This is a genomic window from Acinetobacter sp. C32I (assembly GCF_023702715.1).
Taxonomy (GTDB): Bacteria; Pseudomonadota; Gammaproteobacteria; order Pseudomonadales; family Moraxellaceae; genus Acinetobacter.
The window spans coordinates 2,287,544-2,304,364 of record NZ_CP098480.1 but is presented as its reverse complement, the minus strand read 5'-3'; the positions used below and the strand labels follow the sequence as shown (position 1 = coordinate 2,304,364).

Below are 16,821 nucleotides of genomic sequence, written 5' to 3'. Positions count from 1 at the left end.
GCGGTCTTTTTTATTTTTAGGGTATTAAATTTTCAACAATAGAGAATAATCAGAGATAGATAATGCAAGACGAACAATTTTTAAATGATTTAATTCAACAAGTGCAACAAGGCCACCAATTTAAATATTTATATTTCTGGGGACATACCCCAAAGCAAGCCAATCATGTGGACAAGAGTTGTTTTAGCCAGTGGTTTCCATCGCCATTCAAACAGGAGGGCATCGAATATCTCACGGCAGAACATTACATGATGGCGCAAAAAGCAAAACTTTTTAACGATGATCAGATGTTGAATCAGATTTTGAAGGTCACACATCCGAATGAAGCAAAACAGCTCGGTCGAAAAATACAGCACTATGACGAACAACTGTGGCAGGAAAAGCGTTTTGAAATTGTGGTACAGGCAAACTTGGCTAAATTCTCACACTATCCGGAATTAAGAGATTTTTTACTTGCCACGCATGATCGTATTTTGGTTGAAGCATCGCCTGTTGATAAGATTTGGGGAATTGGTATGGCACAAGATCACCAGCATATCCTAGACCCGAACCAATGGCAGGGATTAAACTTACTTGGTTTTGCACTGATGCAAGTACGCGCTCAGTTGCTATAGGCACAAAATGAAAAAGACCGCATTTTTAGTGGTCTTTTTCATTGGCTAATTTTTTAAGTACTTTATATATGGCATAGATAAAAGCAAGAATCAGAATAAAAAGATTACCCCAATCAACTGCGAAATAAGCTAAGGTCCATAACGCACAATAACACCATAGCATGGACCATAGAAATTTTATGATTCCTGACCAATGAAAGTGGGGTTGAGGTTCTGTGAATGAAGAAGTTTCATGCTCTGCCAATGGAGGAGGAGTGCTTGAAAATTCGATAGTATCTAGAGATTTAGGAGAAAATTTAAACGCATTGTGTTGGTCATGCTGATGACTGATATTTGAGTTCTGATATTGGTTGGCCGTATATTTTAAGATAAGGATGTGGAATTCTTCGAGTGTATTACGTGCAGTATCAAATTCTAGTTTTTCAGTTTCAGACATGTGCCAGTAATCCCCATTGTCATTTTTGATATGAGATTCATTATCAAACTGACTTTTTAAGCGAGCAGCATTGAGCATTAAAATACTGGCATAGTTCTTTTTCAGATTATAGGGGAGTACTGGGAACTGTTCTTCAATTTGATACATATCGCCTTCATAGCAATTATTATCAGTCAACGGAACAGGGTAACTTCCAAAGCGTCGAGCCACTGCAAAATGATAGATTTTTTCTTGGTATTCATTGAAAAAGCTTTGCCAAGAGATAGGTTTTAAATCTTCAGTAATACTCGAAATAGCCACGACAGGAAGATCGATCAACACATAGTTTTCAACACTGTCATGGTAATTGTTATAGTCTGAGTATAATGGGTATCCATCGTTATCATAGCTTTGCCAAAGTGATTTTTCTTCACAATGGATCAGTGCTTTTAACTGTTGTTGAGGAAAATGGCAGACAATACAAAAGTCACTATCACCTTGGGTGAAATTAAAAAGTTCCGATTCGTTCAAATAATTTGAGAGATTGGATGCCGAATGTAAACTGATTTTTTCTAGACCTTGTGATTTCAGAAAACTTAAAAAATGTGAAGCAGAGCCTGCCAGTAAATTACCTTGCTCAATATTTCGTAAAATAGGAAAGTGGGTGAAGAGTAAAGGGTGGCGGTCTAAAAGCTCGGAATCTACGCCGCCAGTTAAAAATTCATTTCCATAACTGACTAATGCGATTTGACGGTAAATTCTTGGTAAATGGAGATACACTCTTCTTCCTATTATAATCGTTTTGAATTGGAGATAGAGTGATCAAAAAGTAATGAGAAAACAATATCATTTTCGCAATATTGGACAAGATCTCTATATTTGGGATGTTCATCATTTACTTGAGTTGACGAAAAACTTGATGCCTAAGACGGTTTTACTGGCTGATATTCAAGAGCTAAACGAAGCCTATTGGTTTCCAGATCAATCTCCAACAACACAACAAATCATTGAGCACTTTCAACTGATTCAAGACGCTGATCTGAGTTATCCAATTATTTTATGTGCACAAGGGCGTGTGATGGATGGAATGCATCGCGTCGCTAAAGCTAGTTTACTTCAACACACAGAGATTCTCGCCGTGCAATTTGAACAAACCCCTGAACCTGATTTTCTCAATATGGATGAAGATGATTTAGATTATGATGAGTAAGATACTCTATTGATTTATTTAATGATTACATAACCCAAACATGTTCGATTAGACTTTTGCGCTGAAATCTTTTTACAGTAAAGAAAACAGCATCAGGATAAAAATATGTTAGTGAGCGTAGAAGGGTTACAGCAAGGTGCATTTGAAACAGAACTGAGTATTGTGCCGAGAAAGGGTGAAACCATCCGAATTTTCTATGGGCCAGATGCAGAAGTTGAAGGTGAAATTGAAAATGTACATCACATTGTTAATCAGCATGATGGTGGACATAAAGTGATTATCAGAATTCGACCGACTTTCTAAAACGATAAAAGAAAAACCTAGATGGCGTGATCTAGGTTTTTTATGCATGGTGTTGTTACAGACCAAAATAATAAGCAAGCAGACAGATAATTACAGTCAGGATAATCAGTTTGATAACACCTGATGTACCAACTTTATGATGTTGGGTTTTATCTAGTTGATGTGGGATTTCCATGGTTCGATCAGTAATTTCAGGCTCTTCTGCTGTGAGTTGGGCCATTTGGTAATGATTTGCTGTTTTCACAATCAATTTTGCAAATAAATCATCAGTCTTCTGAGCGAAATTACGCAAATTGATTTGTTCTTCGGGGCTGATCAATTCACCTGTCGCATGATAAGGATGTTGTCGTTGTTGTTCTAAATAATCAGCCAAAGCTTGAGTACGATGTAACAGGCGATGCGCACAATCAGCGGGATAATCGGTTGGAATCAATGCGAGTTGCGGGTTTGGTGGGCTGGTCGAATCCAATTCATAGCCATAGAAAGGGAGGTCCTGTTGTTCTGGCTCAGAAAAATGTTCTGCATATTTGCTGTCAAATAGTTCTTTTTCCAGGAAAATGGCCACCTGATTCCAATTCACTTTCTGTAAGTCAGCATCAATTTTTTTAGCGAATTTATCATTCAATTCATAACGCCAAAATGCTTCTTGGCGGAGTGTTGTTTGTTGGGATGCGGGTATATCAAAGGCTTGATCACTGTTATCCCATTCAGCCAGTTCCTGTCCACAAATCCACGCGTTTTTTTTATTGCCTTGATGGCTCACAATAAAATGTGCGAAGGGAAGCAGCTCTACATTGGCATTGGGATTTTGCTCATCATTGAGTACGCTGGATAAATGTAGGCTGAGTTTTTTAACCCCTTGTTTTTTTAGCCCTTCAAGCCAAATCTGGAAATGTTGTGCTAACAGGTGCTGGGAGAGTAAATCCCTAAAGATCAGCCGATTTTGATTGAAAATCGGATGTTCAATCCAGCGACTAAAATTGAGTTCACCTGCGAGGAACTCATTGCCATAAGTCACAAGTGTAAGCTGTTGTTTCCAGATCTGATCAAGCGCCATCGTTATTCTTTCTCATTGACGATATCGATATCTTATACATTTTATTCAATTATTGATTATTTTTTACGAAAATTTAAATGATTGATCGGCAAAACTGACGATTTTATCTTCAGATTCTAGCCTGAAAAAGGATGCTATTTAAACAGCGGTTTAGCTTCATAAAATAGGTAAAAAGCTGATAAACTATAGCGTTTTATTATATTTCTATATTTTGTTGCTTTGAGAGTTACTATGTCACTGGAAGCCCTGACCACTGAAGCGCTTGCTGCCATTGCAGCGGCTCAAGACCTTGCTGCACTCGATCAAGTCCGTGTGCAATTTACAGGGAAGAAAAGCCAGCTTGCAGAGCAGTCGAAAGCACTTGGAAAAATGGATCCTGAAGAGCGAAAAGTACAAGGTGCTGCAATTCACGCTGTGCGTGAAGCAATCAATACAGCTTTGACTGAGCGTCAACAGACATTACAACAAGCTGAACTTGCAAAAAAATTAGCAAGTGAAACCATTGATATTACTTTACCGGGCCGCGGTCAGCGCATGGGAAGTATTCATCCTGTTACTCAAGTACAAGAACGGATTTGCCAATTCTTTACCAAAGCAGGTTTTAAGGTTGCTCATGGTCCAGAAGTTGAAGATGATTATCACAACTTTGAAGCTTTAAATATTCCTGGACACCACCCAGCACGTGCTATGCATGACACCTTCTATTTTGATGCAACGCATTTGTTACGTACCCATACTTCGGGTGTTCAAATTCGTACCATGGAAACCAGTCAGCCGCCAATTCGCATCGTGTGTCCAGGTCGTGTATATCGTTGTGACTCGGATCAAACCCATTCGCCGATGTTCCATCAAATCGAAGGTCTGTACGTTGCTGAAAATACCAGCTTTGCTGAATTAAAAGGTTTATTGATTAACTTACTCAATGAATTTTTTGAGAAAGATTTGAAAGTACGGTTCCGCCCATCTTATTTCCCATTCACTGAGCCAAGTGCTGAAGTGGATATTATGGATGAACGTGGTCGTTGGTTAGAAGTTTTAGGCTGTGGCATGGTACATCCAAATGTACTGCGTGCTGCGGGGATTGATCCTGATAAATACAAAGGCTTTGCTTTTGGTTTAGGGGTAGAGCGCTTTGCAATGTTGCGTTATGGCATCAATGATTTGCGTATGTTCTACCAAAATGATGTGCGTTTCTTACGCCAATTTGCCTAAACAGTTTTTCAGGATTAAAGAAGGTTTATACAAATGAAAATTAGTGAAAATTGGTTACGCAGCTGGGTAAATCCAGCGATTGATAGCGATACATTGTCTGATCAATTGACCATGTTGGGTTTGGAAGTCGATGAGTTAGCACCTGTTGCAAAACCGTTTACCGGTGTGGTTGTTGGTGAAGTCCTTACGGTTGAACAACATCCAGATGCAGATCGTTTACGTGTGACCACGATTAATATTGGTTCAGGTGAAGCCTTACAGATTGTCTGTGGTGCGCCAAATGTTCGTGTGGGCATGAAAGCACCTGTTGCAACGATCGGTGCGGTATTGCCAGGCGATTTCAAAATTAAAAAAGGCAAGCTCCGTGGTATGGAATCACAAGGTATGCTCTGCGGTGCTTCTGAAATTGATTTAGAAGACAAAATTGATGGTTTGTTAGAGTTGCCTGCTGATGCGCCAGTGGGAATGAATATTCGTGAATATTTAAAACTTGATGACAATGTGATTGATATTAGTATCACGCCAAACCGTGGTGACTGCTTTAGTATTCGCGGTATTGCACGTGAAATCGCGGTGATTAACCAGCTTGCAGCGAATGAGCCGAAGATTCAGGCCATTGCAGCAAATATTGCTGATGAGAAAGCAGTCAACATCAGTACAGAAGGTACACCACGTTATTTGGGGCGTATCGTTAAAAATGTCAATGTGAAAGCGCCAACCCCTGAATGGATGGAACAGGCACTGGCACGCTCAGGGATTCGTACCCATAGTATTCTGGTGGATATTACCAACTATGTGTTACTTGAACTCGGTCAACCGATGCATGCCTTTGATCTGGCAAAAATCGAAGGTTCGATTCAAGTCCGTCAAGCACAGCCACAAGAAAAATTGACGCTGTTGAATGATCAAGAAGTTGAATTGCAAGATGACATCATGGTCATTGCAGATGATCAGAAACTATTGGCGATTGCGGGGATTATGGGGGGATTAGATTCATCGGTAACTGATGATACCCAAGATATCTTCCTTGAAAGTGCTTTCTTTGCACCTTTGGCCATTGCAGGGCGCGCACGTCGTTTTGGTTTGCATACCGATTCATCACAACGTTATGAACGTGGTGTAGATTTTGAATTGCCGATGATTGCTATGCACCGTGCTTCTGAGTTGATTCAGGCCTTTGCAGGCGGTGAATTTGGTCCAGTGACGATTGCTGAACAGACAACTTTACTGCCAACCCGTGATGCGATTGAACTACAGCAAGCACAAGTTGATCAGTTGCTGGGTTATCAAGTTGCAGGTGATTTTATTGTCGATGCATTAACACGTCTTGGTTGTGTCGTGGAAACTAAAGCACAAGGTCAGTGGCGTGTTGTTCCGCCATCACATCGTTATGATATGGCGATCTATCAAGACCTGATTGAAGAAGTGGCGCGTATTCACGGTTATGACAATATTCAAATCAGTCTGCCAAAAATTGATGTAAAACTGGAAACGTATCAAGACCGTTTTGAAGTTGCACAATTACGTCAAACTGCAGTGACACTAGGCTACCAAGAAGCAATTAGCTTTAGCTTTGCCGATGCCAAGCTTGAAAAGCAATTGAATCCAAATGTTCACCCGTTGATGTTGGCGAATCCGATTTCAAGTGATTTGGCAGCAATGCGTAGTACCTTGCTGTCAAGCTTGATTCCTTGTGTTCAATACAACTTGAACCGTCAGCAGCAGCGTGTTCGTTTCTTCGAGCTCGGTTTGCGTTTTGATTATCAGAATGCGCAAAGCATTCATGATCTAAAACAAATCCCAACTTTGGCATTGATTGCGGTTGGTTCACGTGTACCAGAATCTTGGCATGCAAAACCACAGGCAATGGACTTCTTCGATTTCAAAGGTGAGATTGAAGAGATTTTAGCTGCGGGTCGGATTGCTGTTGAATTTGTGCGTACCGAGCGTGCATGGTTACACCCAGGCCAGTCGGCTGAGATTTTGGTGAATGGACAGTCGATTGGTTATCTCGGTCGCTTACATCCATCTTTGGAAAATGAACTCGATTTGGGCACAACTTGGGTGGCTGAGCTGGATCAGCAGGCAGTTTTGCAATCTTATGTATCTAATTTTACAGAATTATCACGTTTTCCATCGGTTAGACGTGATATTGCGCTTTTAATCTCTGATAATATTGAGGTAAGAGATATTCAGCGGTTAATTGAGCAGACTGGTGGTGAGTTACTCGACTCAACATGGTTGTTCGATGTGTATACGGGGCAAGGGGTTGAACAAGGCAAACGCTCTTTAGCTTTTGCAGTGCTCTGGCAACATCCAACTCGTACGCTTGAAGATGCTGAAATTAAATCTGGTATGGATAACATTATTCAAGTGTTGGAAGACACTTACCAAGCGACATTGAGGGCCTCATGACAGCATTAACAAAAGCAGATATGGCGGACCATTTAAGTGAGCTTACTAGCTTAAATCGCCGTGAAGCAAAACAAATGGTCGAGCTATTTTTTGATGAAATCAGCCAAGCATTAATTGCGGGTGAACAAGTCAAACTTTCGGGCTTCGGTAATTTTGAGTTGCGTGATAAACGTGAACGTCCAGGACGTAATCCAAAGACAGGTGAAGAAATTCCAATTTCTGCTCGTCGTGTGGTAACGTTCCGAGCGGGTCAGAAATTTAGACAGCGTGTTGGAAATGAGCAGATCGATTGATCTGCTTTTTTTATACTTAAGTTTAATAAAAATTAAGTATAAAAAAAGAGAGCCGAAAAGGCTCTCTTTTTTCTAATCTAGAAACTAGATTATTGTGCAGCAGAAGCTTCAACTGGAGCAGCTTCAGCAGCAACGTCAGAAGCAGCAGCTTCAGTAGTAGCAGCAACGTCAGAAGCAGCTTCAGCAACGTCAGAAGCAGCAGCTTCAACAGCTTCAGTAGCTTCAGAAGCAGCTTCTACAGCTTCAGATGCAGCAGCAGTAGCGTCAGTAGCTGGCGCTTCTTCTTTCTTAGTACAACCAACGAAAGCTAAAGTAGTAGCAATAGCAGCAGCAACAGCGAATTTTTTGAATAACATGGCATCACTCTCATAAAATTGTGAGATTAAAAAAAACCTAGAGTTAGTCTGTTTGTGCTTTTATTATTCCTAAACGCTTTAGGTAACAACGCAGGGAGCAGCCTAACTGGTCTGTAGCTATCCTATCAAAGCAATTCATGAATTACTACTGTTCTGTCCAACAAAACGACAAAAATGGGCAGAATTTGGCTGTTTTTTGATAGAAAATAACTATGGATAATAAAATTTAAATCGGTAAGTTGTGGAAATAAAATAAGTTATTTGATGAATATATATATAAATCAATGAGGTAGTGTTTTTGGTAAAATTTTTAAAAAAATGTAAATGTTGTGTAAGCATGTCAACCAAATAAAAAAAGCTACCATTAAGGTAGCTTTTTTTATTTGAAGCTTAAGTGGAAGCTTTGCGTTTCATTTGGTCGAAGAAGTCATCATTGGTCTTTGTTTCTTTCATACGATCCAATAAGAACTCCATCGCAGCAAGTTCATCCATTGGGTGAAGAAGTTTACGTAAAATCCAGACTTTACGTAGATTTTCTTCACTCATGAGGCGTTCTTCACGGCGCGTACCAGATTTCTTGATGTTCATTGCAGGGAATACACGTTTCTCTGCGATACGACGGTCAAGGGTAATCTCTTGGTTACCTGTACCTTTAAATTCTTCGTAGATCACATCATCCATCTTACTGCCTGTTTCAATCAAGGCAGTTGAGATAATGCTGAGTGAACCACCTTCTTCAATGTTACGTGCAGCACCGAAGAAACGCTTTGGACGTTCTAAGGCATGTGCATCCACACCACCTGTTAATACCTTACCTGATGAAGGAATGACGGTGTTATAGGCACGTGCAAGACGGGTAATCGAGTCAAGTAGAATGACAACATCCTTCTTGTGTTCAACCAGACGTTTTGCTTTTTCAATCACCATTTCAGCAACTTGAACGTGGCGGGCTGGTGCTTCATCGAATGTAGATGCAATCACTTCACCACGAACAGTACGCTCCATTTCGGTAACTTCTTCAGGACGTTCGTCAATTAACAGCACAATCAGGAACACTTCAGGGTTATTACGAACAATGGATTGTGCAATGGTTTGCAATAACATTGTTTTACCCGCTTTCGGTGGTGCAACAATAATAGAACGTTGACCTTTACCAATCGGCGCAATCAGATCGACTACACGAGAGGTTAAATCTTCAGTTGTACCATTACCGAGTTCCATGACCAGTTGTTCAGTCGGGAATAATGGGGTCAGGTTTTCAAATAAAATTTTATTACGCGAGTTTTCAGGCGTATCGTAGTTAATTTGGTTTACTTTTAATAAAGCAAAATAACGTTCACCTTCTTTTGGCGGGCGAATAGTACCAGTAATGGTATCACCCGTACGTAAGTTAAAACGGCGGATTTGCGATGGGCTGACATAGATGTCATCTGGCCCTGCTAAATATGAACCAGCCGCAGAGCGTAGGAAGCCAAAACCATCAGAAAGAATTTCGAGAACACCATCACCAAAGATTTCTTCGCCGTTCATGGCATGGCGTTTTAAAATGGCAAAAATAATATCTTGTTTACGGTTACGTGCCATGCCTTCAAGGCCCATAAACTCCGCAATTTTAATGAGTTCGCCAATGGGTTTTTTCTTGAGTTCAGTTAAGTTCATAAGTGGTCAGACAGAATGGAATAAGTGGAGGACTACGTTAGGGAAAGAATAAAAATCGACCGCATACATACATGCTGAGGTAATTGTATTTACACAACCACGATTCAGTAGTCTGGTTCATTGTTTCAGAGAGAAATGTGAAAACAATTGTTTATTGCCGAGCGGCGATCTTATGTTTTGTGTCTTGTAAGAAGCGCAATGAAGTAGATTCCATTCAAAGCTTCTTGATCCAGAAATATAGAGGAAATCAAGCAAATTGTCAATTTTTACGAAGAAATACGCGATTTAATGAATCGCGTATTTCTGCTATTGACTGTAAACAATTAAATTAGATGTTTTGGTCAATGAACGCTGCAAGTTTAGAGCGAGGTGCTGCACCCACTTGTTGAGCGACAACTTCACCATTTTTAAACATCAATAATGCTGGAATATTACGGATGTTATATTTAACAGCAGTATCTTCACATGCGGTCACATCAACTTTAACGATTTTTACTTTGCCAGCATATTCAGTAGACAAGTCTTCAAGAACAGGTGCAATTGCTTTACATGGCGCACACCAGCCAGCCCAGAAATCAACAAGTACCGGGGTTTCAGCATCTAAAACATCTGCTTGGAAGTTAGCATCAGTTGTATTAACAATAGTCGCAGACATAAGGTTGCTCCAAATTTAAGAAATAAAGTGCGAATTTGATCATCATCACGATGAATATTACATTGCCGCTTTATTCAATGTAAGGGTTTGTTCTGATTATTCAAGTTTGAAAATGAAAAGTCTAATGGATGCTCGCGATGTTGAGCATCGACTTCTACAATCATTTATGCACGAAATGCGAAAATACGCGACTTTTATTGCTTAAAATGACTTTAAAATTGTAAGCATGTGAATTACTCTAATGCGTGAATTGAGCATGGGTTTATATGAATAATGTCTGATTTTCTGATTGATGAAGAATTACTTGCTGCGATTGATATGGGATCGAACAGTTTCCATCTGGCAATCGCTCGTGTTGATCACGGTGAAGTTAAGAAAGTTGCTTCAATGTCAGAAAAAGTACAGTTAGCAGCTGGGCTTGATGAAAATAAGAATTTAACTGAAGCTGCACAGCAGCGTGGACTGGCATGTTTAGCCCGTTTTGTCGGGCGTTTGAGCTCAGTACAACCAAATCGTTTACGTATCGTGGCAACCAATGCGCTAAGACAAGCAAAAAATGGCCACGAATTTATTCAAAAAGCAGCCGAAATTTTACCGAAACCGATTGAAATTATTGCAGGTCGTGAAGAAGCACGTCTGATTTACCTCGGTGTTTCACATACCATGGCCAATGGCGGTCGCCGTTTGGTGGTGGATATTGGTGGAGGTTCAACCGAGTTTATCATTGGCGAGGAATTTGAACCGCTGCATACCGAATCATTACAAATGGGCTGTGTGGCCTATAGTAAAACTTATTTCCCTGATGGTGAAATTACCAGTAAAGCCTTTGATAAAGCTGTGGTTGCAGCGCGTAAAGAAATGTCCGCCATTGCCAATACCTATAAATCTGTGGGTTGGGATACGGTCGTTGGTTCGAGCGGAACCATTAAAGCCTGTCGTCAGATTGTAGTTAATCTGGGTTTAAGTGATGAGCAAGAAAACTTAACCCGTGACGGTTTAAACAAATTAAAAGAGCGTTTGCTTAAATTTAAACATATTTCTGAAATTGATTTTGAAGGTCTACGTGAAGATCGTCGAGCAGTTTTGCCAGCCGGTCTTGCGATTTTATATGCCATTTTTGAGGTTTTAGATATCGATAAATTGGCATATTCTGACGGTGCATTACGTGAAGGCGTGATGTATGACTTGCTCGGTCGTTTTAAGCATGAAGATATTCGTGACCGTAGTGTGCAAGCGTTAATGGGGCGTTATAACGCCGATCCAAAACAAGCTGAACGTGTGGTCAACACGGCACAAGAATTATTTGATGGCGTGGCTGATGCGTTAAATTTAACGACTGAAGACAGTGACTTACTGCGTCGAGCAGCTTATTTGCATGAAATCGGTTTAGCGATTAGCCACGGCGGTTATCACCGTCATGGGGCATATTTATTGCAACATTCGGATATTCCTGGCTTCTCACAAATTGATCAAAATCATCTCTCGCATTTGGTTTCGCACCATCGTCGTAAGTTACGTGCAGATGCAAAAAATGACGTTTTAAAGGTCGGCGGTAGCCATTTACTTTATCTCTGTTTATTGCTTCGTCTCGCAGTTTTGCTGAACCATAGTCGTAGTGATCAGATGCTTCCTGCCATTGAACTGAGTGTTGTAAATGATCAACAATGGCAACTCAGCGTTTCTGGCGATGCTAAACAATGGCCTTTATTGGTTGCAGACCTGCATGATGAGCAGGTGCAATTTAAGCATTGGGACATTGAGTTAAATATTCAGTCAGACAAATTTGTTGATTAACAATACATCCTCGTTAGGGATTATCTACGACTTATGAAAAATAAAGCGACTCAGTCCAAGGCTTGGGCTACGGTTCAAATTGCACGACATCCTGAACGTCCGCAATTTCTAGATTATGTCAGTGAAATCTTTACTGAATTTGATGCTCTTCATGGCGACCGTTTATATGGTGATGACGGGGCCATGATCGGTGGTTTGGCACGTTTTGATGGACAGCCTGTGATGGTGGTTGGTCAACACCGTGGCCGTAGCACGCGTGAAAAGTTACAGCATAACTTTGGGATGTGTAACCCAGAAGGTTATCGTAAATCACAACGTTTGCTTGATATGGCTGAACGTTTTAATTTACCTGTGTTTACTTTTGTCGATACCATGGGCGCATACCCAGGTGTAGGTGCGGAAGAACGTGGTCAAGCCGAAGCGATTGCGACCAGCTTGGCACAACTTTCAAGTTTGAAAGTGCCTGTGATTGCCACGATTCTAGGTGAAGGTGGTTCTGGTGGCGCATTGGGGATCGGTGTTGCTGACCGTGTGGTTATGCTGTCACATAGTATTTACTCAGTCATTTCACCTGAAGGCTGTGCGTCTATTTTGTGGAAAACTGCAGATAAAGCGGCTCAGGCGAGTGAGGCACTGGCTTTAACCGCAGACAAACTGAAGGCTTTAGGCATCGTCGAATATGTTGTGGATGAAGGCGAGGGCGCACATACGCAACCTGAAAAAGTCATGCATGCGTTAAAAGATGTGCTTAAACAAGCTTTAGATGAATTGCAACCGATGGATGCGCAAGAACGATGCGACGCACGTTATCAACGTTTAATGAAGTTTGGCAGCAGCAATTTAGGCATCGCGTCTTAGTACAAACTCAGCATTTTTCTGAACAAACTCAATTCCTGATTGGGTGTAGCGGCGGCATGGATTCCATGCTGTTGCTGTATCTGATGTCTGAACTTTTTCCACACCGAAGCCGTGCGATTTATATCGACCATCAACTGCAAAGCAGAAGTGGTGAATGGGGGCAGTTGGTTCAACAGCATGCGAATGCACTCAATATTGCTTGTATTGTTCAAAAAGTCTCGGTCGAGGCTGGTAATTTAGAACAGCAAGCACGTGATGCCCGTTATCAAGCGTATCAACAGCATTTAAAATCGAATGAATTTTTGGTGTTAGCCCATCATCAGCAAGACCAAGCAGAAACATTGTTATTGCGTTTATTCTCAGGGGCCGGAGTCAATGGACTTGCGGCCATGCAGCAGCTTGATGTGCGTCAAGAGATGACCATTTGGCGGCCGTTTCTGGAACTCAGCCGCGAACAGATAGAGCAATGGACAGCACAGCTCGGTTTTGACTATGTGACTGATCCAAGCAATCACGATACGCATTATGATCGGGCATGGTGTCGGGAACAGCTCTGGCCGATGTTGCAACAACGTTTTCCTAAAATGCAGGCGGCTGTCGCGCGCAGCAGTTATTTAATGCAAGATGCGGCTGAAATACTGGATCAGGTGTTGCAAGTAGATTGGCAACAATGTGCCACCAATCATCAGCTCGATCTGATCAAATTGGCACAACTGTCAGCTGCTCGACAAAGTCAGTTATTGTCTGCCTGGATGAAAGGAAATGATCAATATCGTCCCAGTTACGATATGGTGCAACGCTTACAACATGAAGTAATTCTGGCAAAACCTGATGCGCAAGCAATTCTGCATTTCAACCAACATTATTTTGTGCGCTATCAGAAAACATTATATCGCTTAAGCTATGATGAGTTATATGCAGAAAAATTATTTTCCTTTCCAGATACGTTGTCGCAACAGTTTGATATGGGTGAAACCATCAATGTTGCGGCGGGACAATTTAAGATTGAAACTCAAAAAATTGGTCTTTCATCTCGGCTTTTAGGGCGAGAGTTAAGGTTGCTTAAACGACAAGGCGGTGAAAAAATTCACTTGTATGGGCGTGTTGGGCATTGGCCATTGAAAAAAGCCATTCAAGAAGCGCAGATTTTGCCTTGGTTACGTCATACAATTCAAATATTAGTCGTAGATAATGTTATGCTTGGGGTTTTTAGCCCAAAGGGTTTTTGGTTGGCGCAATCTGATTATTTAGAGCAGGGCGGTTGGCAACCAAGTTTAATTTCTGACTGTAATGACTTTTTTCAGCAGTCTTTTTCATATGATGAGTAGGACATGGCGACAACATTGAATCAAAATATTTGTTTTATTGGCGGCGGTAACATGGCACAAGCCTTGATTGGTGGATTGCTGTCTCGTGGTTTACCCACAACCCGCATTACGGTTTCTGATCCTGTAGAACAAATTCGTCACATCTTAGAAGAAAAAAGCATTCAAACCACCACAGACAATGTCGAAGCAATTAAAAATGCGGATGTTGTTGTATTGGCGGTAAAGCCACAGGTCTTGGCAACGGTATTACAACCATTAAAAGGGCTATTGTCAGATAAACTGGTCATTTCAATTATTGCGGGTGCTGAAATTCAGACCATTTCAGATCTCATTGGCGGTAGTCAGCGAATTGTTCGTGTGATGCCGAATACACCAGCATTGGTACAAACAGGTGCACATGGTATTTATGCATCTGATGCTGTGAATGCGCAAGATCGCGAGTTAACCAGTCAAATTTTAGCGGCAACTGGCTTAACGATTTGGGTTGAAACGGAAGCTCAAATTGATGCTGTAACAGCAGTCTCTGGTTCTGGTCCTGCATATTTCTTTTATTTGATGGAAAGTATGATCCGTGCAGGTAAAAACTTGGGCTTAGATGAGAAAGTCGCGACTGCATTAACGCTGCAAACAGCGTTAGGTGCGGCACAAATGGCGATTACCAGCTCGAATTCTCCCGCAGAATTACGTAAAAATGTGACCTCTCCAAATGGTACAACGCAAGCAGCTTTAGAAGTGTTTGATCGTGCGCAGATTTCACAAAATATTCAAGCAGCGCTTGCAGCAGCTCAGAAGCGTAGCCAAGAGCTAGCGCAAGAGTTGGGTGACAAGACTAAATCGGTTTAAGTAGGATAAGACAATTATGGGTGCAAGTTCTGCGCTAATTTTTGGTGTTTTGATCAATGTTGCAATTTTATTGGTCTTTTTCCGTTTTTTAATGCAATTGGCGGCAGTGAGTCCATACAATCCTGTGGTACTTTCAACCGTGAAAGCCACCAAGATTGTAGATATTTTTAGCCGTATTTTCCCAACAGTGGGTAAGGGCCGTGTCAATTTAGCGGCGGTTGCCTTGTTGGTGGTGTTGTATCTGTTGAAAATGTTCGGTTTGATGTATTTGTCTGGACAGATGCCGCATAGTGCCGTGTATTTGGTGATCACCACCTTTGTGACTATGATTCAGGACTTGATTCGTTTCTGTCGTTATTTGATCTTTGCCACCATTATTCTCAGTTGGGTGGTGATGTTTACTCAGACACGTTCGCCTTATATCGAAGTGATTCAAGAATTGGCTGAGCCATTGCTTGCACCATTCCGTCGTTTATTACCGAATATGGGGATGATCGACCTGTCTCCAATTTTGGCTTTCTTGGCTTTGTACGTCGCTGAGATTCTGATGAATGAAGCCGCTAAAGTGCTATTAATGGGTCTTTAAGCAAAGCTGATTCAATAAAAAATGGGCGTAACGCCCATTTTTTATTACTTGATCCAACGTTGCCGTATTGCTCGATTGAGTGGATTGGAGAAATAGCGTGCAATGAAAGCACCTAGCCCAATCGCAAGGACGAAATAAATCAACAATAAGACCAGTTTGATGTTGCCTTCTGTGACTGCTGGCGTATAAAACAGTTTAAAAAAACCTAAAATAATCAGGTGGAATAAATAAATTTCATAACTGTTCTTGCCAATCTCCTGTAACCACTTAAAACGTTGTGTCTGCGTGGTGGTATGTTCATTTGCCACATTCGCAACAATCACGATTGCTGTCGCAAGAGCAAATAGGCTGACGCCCCAAATACAGTTTTGTTTAATCGGTGCAGAAAAATAAATAATGAACATGGTCGCAATGGCAATGTATTTCAGCGCTAACCAAGTTTTGGCTTGCAGTTTCAGTTGCGGTGCAATCAGTGCTGCAATACAACCAAAGGCAATCCCATCAAAACTGGAGAAGTAATGATAGAGGTACGCACCACTTTCCTCGCCATAATGTAAATATCTAAAATACGGCGCAAATAAAATTACAGCAACACAGACAAATAGAAAGTAGGGCTTCTTCTTGAATAGCAGTGCTGTTAGTGGGAAAAGTAAATAAAAGACTTCTTCCACAGATAAAGACCATAACACGCCAAGCGCATAGTTGACCCAGCCATTTTCAATAATCAGGATATTCATCCAAAAGGTCAGTGCTGCCAAGTTTACTGTTGATTGAGCCACCACAATGCCATTGGGAGCCTGAGTCATAAAAGGTTTAAGCTCAAATGCACCGAAGAGATTGACCAGACAGATCAGCAGAATCAAGGTCGGCATGATGCGAGCGAATCGTGAAATATAAAAGTCGCGCGTATTGATCTGATGTAATGCACCCCAGCGTTTGATGGTATGTGAGGTGATGAGATAGCCCGAGATCACAAAAAACATGGTAACCCCATAGTTACCATTGCGGGCTAAAAGCGTGGTGATGTTTTCACCAAAAATCTGAAAATTGATCGAGGTGTCAAAGAGCTTATAAGGGATATTAAAGTGATGCAGTAAAACTAGAAAGATTGAAATAAAGCGGAGTGTGTCAATGGAATGATGACGGTTAAATTGAACTTGATTAAAGGACATAGTGCATTCCTTTCTCCTATACGAATTAATTTTTATCAGCTATTCTTTATT

The 16,821-nt window shown here is 41.1% G+C and carries 16 protein-coding genes and 1 pseudogene; 11 read left to right on the top strand and 6 right to left on the bottom strand.

Annotation, left to right across the window (positions count from 1 at the left end; translation table 11 throughout):
* Positions 1–62 precede the first annotated feature (62 nt).
* Entirely contained in the window at positions 63–614 is a 552-nt protein-coding gene (ybiA, locus tag NDN13_RS11055) for a riboflavin biosynthesis intermediates N-glycosidase (protein ID WP_251115496.1), read from the top strand.
* 25 nt (positions 615–639) lie between these two features.
* Here ybiA and NDN13_RS11050 read toward each other — a convergent pair whose 3' ends face one another.
* The gene (locus NDN13_RS11050) at positions 640–1,809 is read right to left on the bottom strand and encodes a hypothetical protein (RefSeq protein WP_251115495.1); all 1,170 of its coding nucleotides are present in this window, start codon (positions 1,807–1,809) and stop codon (positions 640–642) included.
* A gap of 52 nt (positions 1,810–1,861) precedes the next feature.
* On the opposite strand from NDN13_RS11050, the gene NDN13_RS11045 reads away from it, so the two are divergent.
* Both NDN13_RS11045 and NDN13_RS11040 read left to right on the top strand, forming a co-directional pair.
* A complete protein-coding gene (locus NDN13_RS11045; protein WP_251115494.1) occupies positions 1,862–2,239 on the top strand; it encodes a hypothetical protein in 378 nt (125 codons plus the stop codon).
* A gap of 105 nt (positions 2,240–2,344) precedes the next feature.
* Complete coding sequence (locus tag NDN13_RS11040; protein ID WP_004655648.1) at positions 2,345–2,542, top strand: hypothetical protein; 198 nt, start codon at positions 2,345–2,347, stop codon at positions 2,540–2,542.
* A gap of 55 nt (positions 2,543–2,597) precedes the next feature.
* Here NDN13_RS11040 and NDN13_RS11035 read toward each other — a convergent pair whose 3' ends face one another.
* Positions 2,598–3,599, bottom strand: coding sequence for a hypothetical protein (locus tag NDN13_RS11035; protein WP_251115493.1), 1,002 nt, complete (start codon positions 3,597–3,599; stop codon positions 2,598–2,600).
* Positions 3,600–3,830: 231 nt separating this feature from the next.
* Here NDN13_RS11035 and pheS point away from each other — a divergent pair, with 231 nt between their 5' ends.
* From pheS to NDN13_RS11020, 3 genes are read left to right on the top strand one after another with little or no spacing between them, the layout of a single operon-like run.
* Positions 3,831–4,811, top strand: coding sequence for a phenylalanine--tRNA ligase subunit alpha (gene pheS / locus NDN13_RS11030; protein WP_004655645.1), 981 nt, complete (start codon positions 3,831–3,833; stop codon positions 4,809–4,811).
* A 33-nt stretch (positions 4,812–4,844) separates the two neighbouring features.
* Positions 4,845–7,226 carry a phenylalanine--tRNA ligase subunit beta gene (gene pheT, locus NDN13_RS11025; protein ID WP_251115492.1) on the top strand — a complete coding sequence of 794 codons (2,382 nt, stop codon included), beginning with the start codon at positions 4,845–4,847 and terminating at the stop codon, positions 7,224–7,226.
* Positions 7,223–7,519, top strand: a complete 297-nt coding sequence (locus NDN13_RS11020) for an integration host factor subunit alpha (RefSeq protein WP_000126166.1) — start codon at positions 7,223–7,225, stop codon at positions 7,517–7,519. The genes pheT and NDN13_RS11020 overlap by 4 nt, the downstream gene beginning before the upstream one ends.
* A gap of 158 nt (positions 7,520–7,677) precedes the next feature.
* On the opposite strand, the pseudogene NDN13_RS11015 reads toward NDN13_RS11020, so the two are convergent.
* The 3 genes and pseudogenes from NDN13_RS11015 to trxA form a co-directional block, all read right to left on the bottom strand.
* Positions 7,678–7,875, bottom strand: a pseudogene (locus tag NDN13_RS11015) (hypothetical protein); the annotation flags it as partial.
* A 390-nt stretch (positions 7,876–8,265) separates the two neighbouring features.
* Positions 8,266–9,534 carry a transcription termination factor Rho gene (gene rho / locus NDN13_RS11010; RefSeq protein WP_004655640.1) on the bottom strand — a complete coding sequence of 423 codons (1,269 nt, stop codon included), beginning with the start codon at positions 9,532–9,534 and terminating at the stop codon, positions 8,266–8,268.
* 328 nt (positions 9,535–9,862) lie between these two features.
* A complete protein-coding gene (trxA, locus tag NDN13_RS11005; protein ID WP_004804498.1) occupies positions 9,863–10,189 on the bottom strand; it encodes a thioredoxin in 327 nt (108 codons plus the stop codon).
* 273 nt (positions 10,190–10,462) lie between these two features.
* Here trxA and ppx point away from each other — a divergent pair, with 273 nt between their 5' ends.
* The 5 genes from ppx to NDN13_RS10980 are packed head-to-tail and all read left to right on the top strand — an operon-like array spanning position 10,463 to position 15,598.
* Positions 10,463–11,983 carry an exopolyphosphatase gene (ppx, locus tag NDN13_RS11000; protein WP_251115491.1) on the top strand — a complete coding sequence of 507 codons (1,521 nt, stop codon included), beginning with the start codon at positions 10,463–10,465 and terminating at the stop codon, positions 11,981–11,983.
* A 33-nt stretch (positions 11,984–12,016) separates the two neighbouring features.
* The gene (locus NDN13_RS10995; protein ID WP_251115490.1) at positions 12,017–12,841 is read left to right on the top strand and encodes an acetyl-CoA carboxylase carboxyltransferase subunit alpha; all 825 of its coding nucleotides are present in this window, start codon (positions 12,017–12,019) and stop codon (positions 12,839–12,841) included.
* A 56-nt stretch (positions 12,842–12,897) separates the two neighbouring features.
* On the top strand, positions 12,898–14,169 hold the full coding sequence (gene tilS / locus NDN13_RS10990; RefSeq protein ID WP_251118221.1) for a tRNA lysidine(34) synthetase TilS: 1,272 nt from the start codon (positions 12,898–12,900) through the stop codon (positions 14,167–14,169).
* Positions 14,170–14,172: 3 nt separating this feature from the next.
* Complete coding sequence (gene proC, locus NDN13_RS10985; protein ID WP_251115489.1) at positions 14,173–15,012, top strand: pyrroline-5-carboxylate reductase; 840 nt, start codon at positions 14,173–14,175, stop codon at positions 15,010–15,012.
* Between the two features lie 16 nt (positions 15,013–15,028).
* Positions 15,029–15,598 (top strand): YggT family protein, encoded by a 570-nt coding sequence (locus NDN13_RS10980; RefSeq protein WP_251115488.1) that lies wholly within the window; start codon positions 15,029–15,031, stop codon positions 15,596–15,598.
* A gap of 44 nt (positions 15,599–15,642) precedes the next feature.
* Here the strand turns inward: NDN13_RS10980 and NDN13_RS10975 are convergent, their stop codons facing one another.
* A complete protein-coding gene (locus NDN13_RS10975) occupies positions 15,643–16,770 on the bottom strand; it encodes an acyltransferase family protein (protein ID WP_251115487.1) in 1,128 nt (375 codons plus the stop codon).
* Between the last annotated feature and the right edge of the window lie 51 nt (positions 16,771–16,821).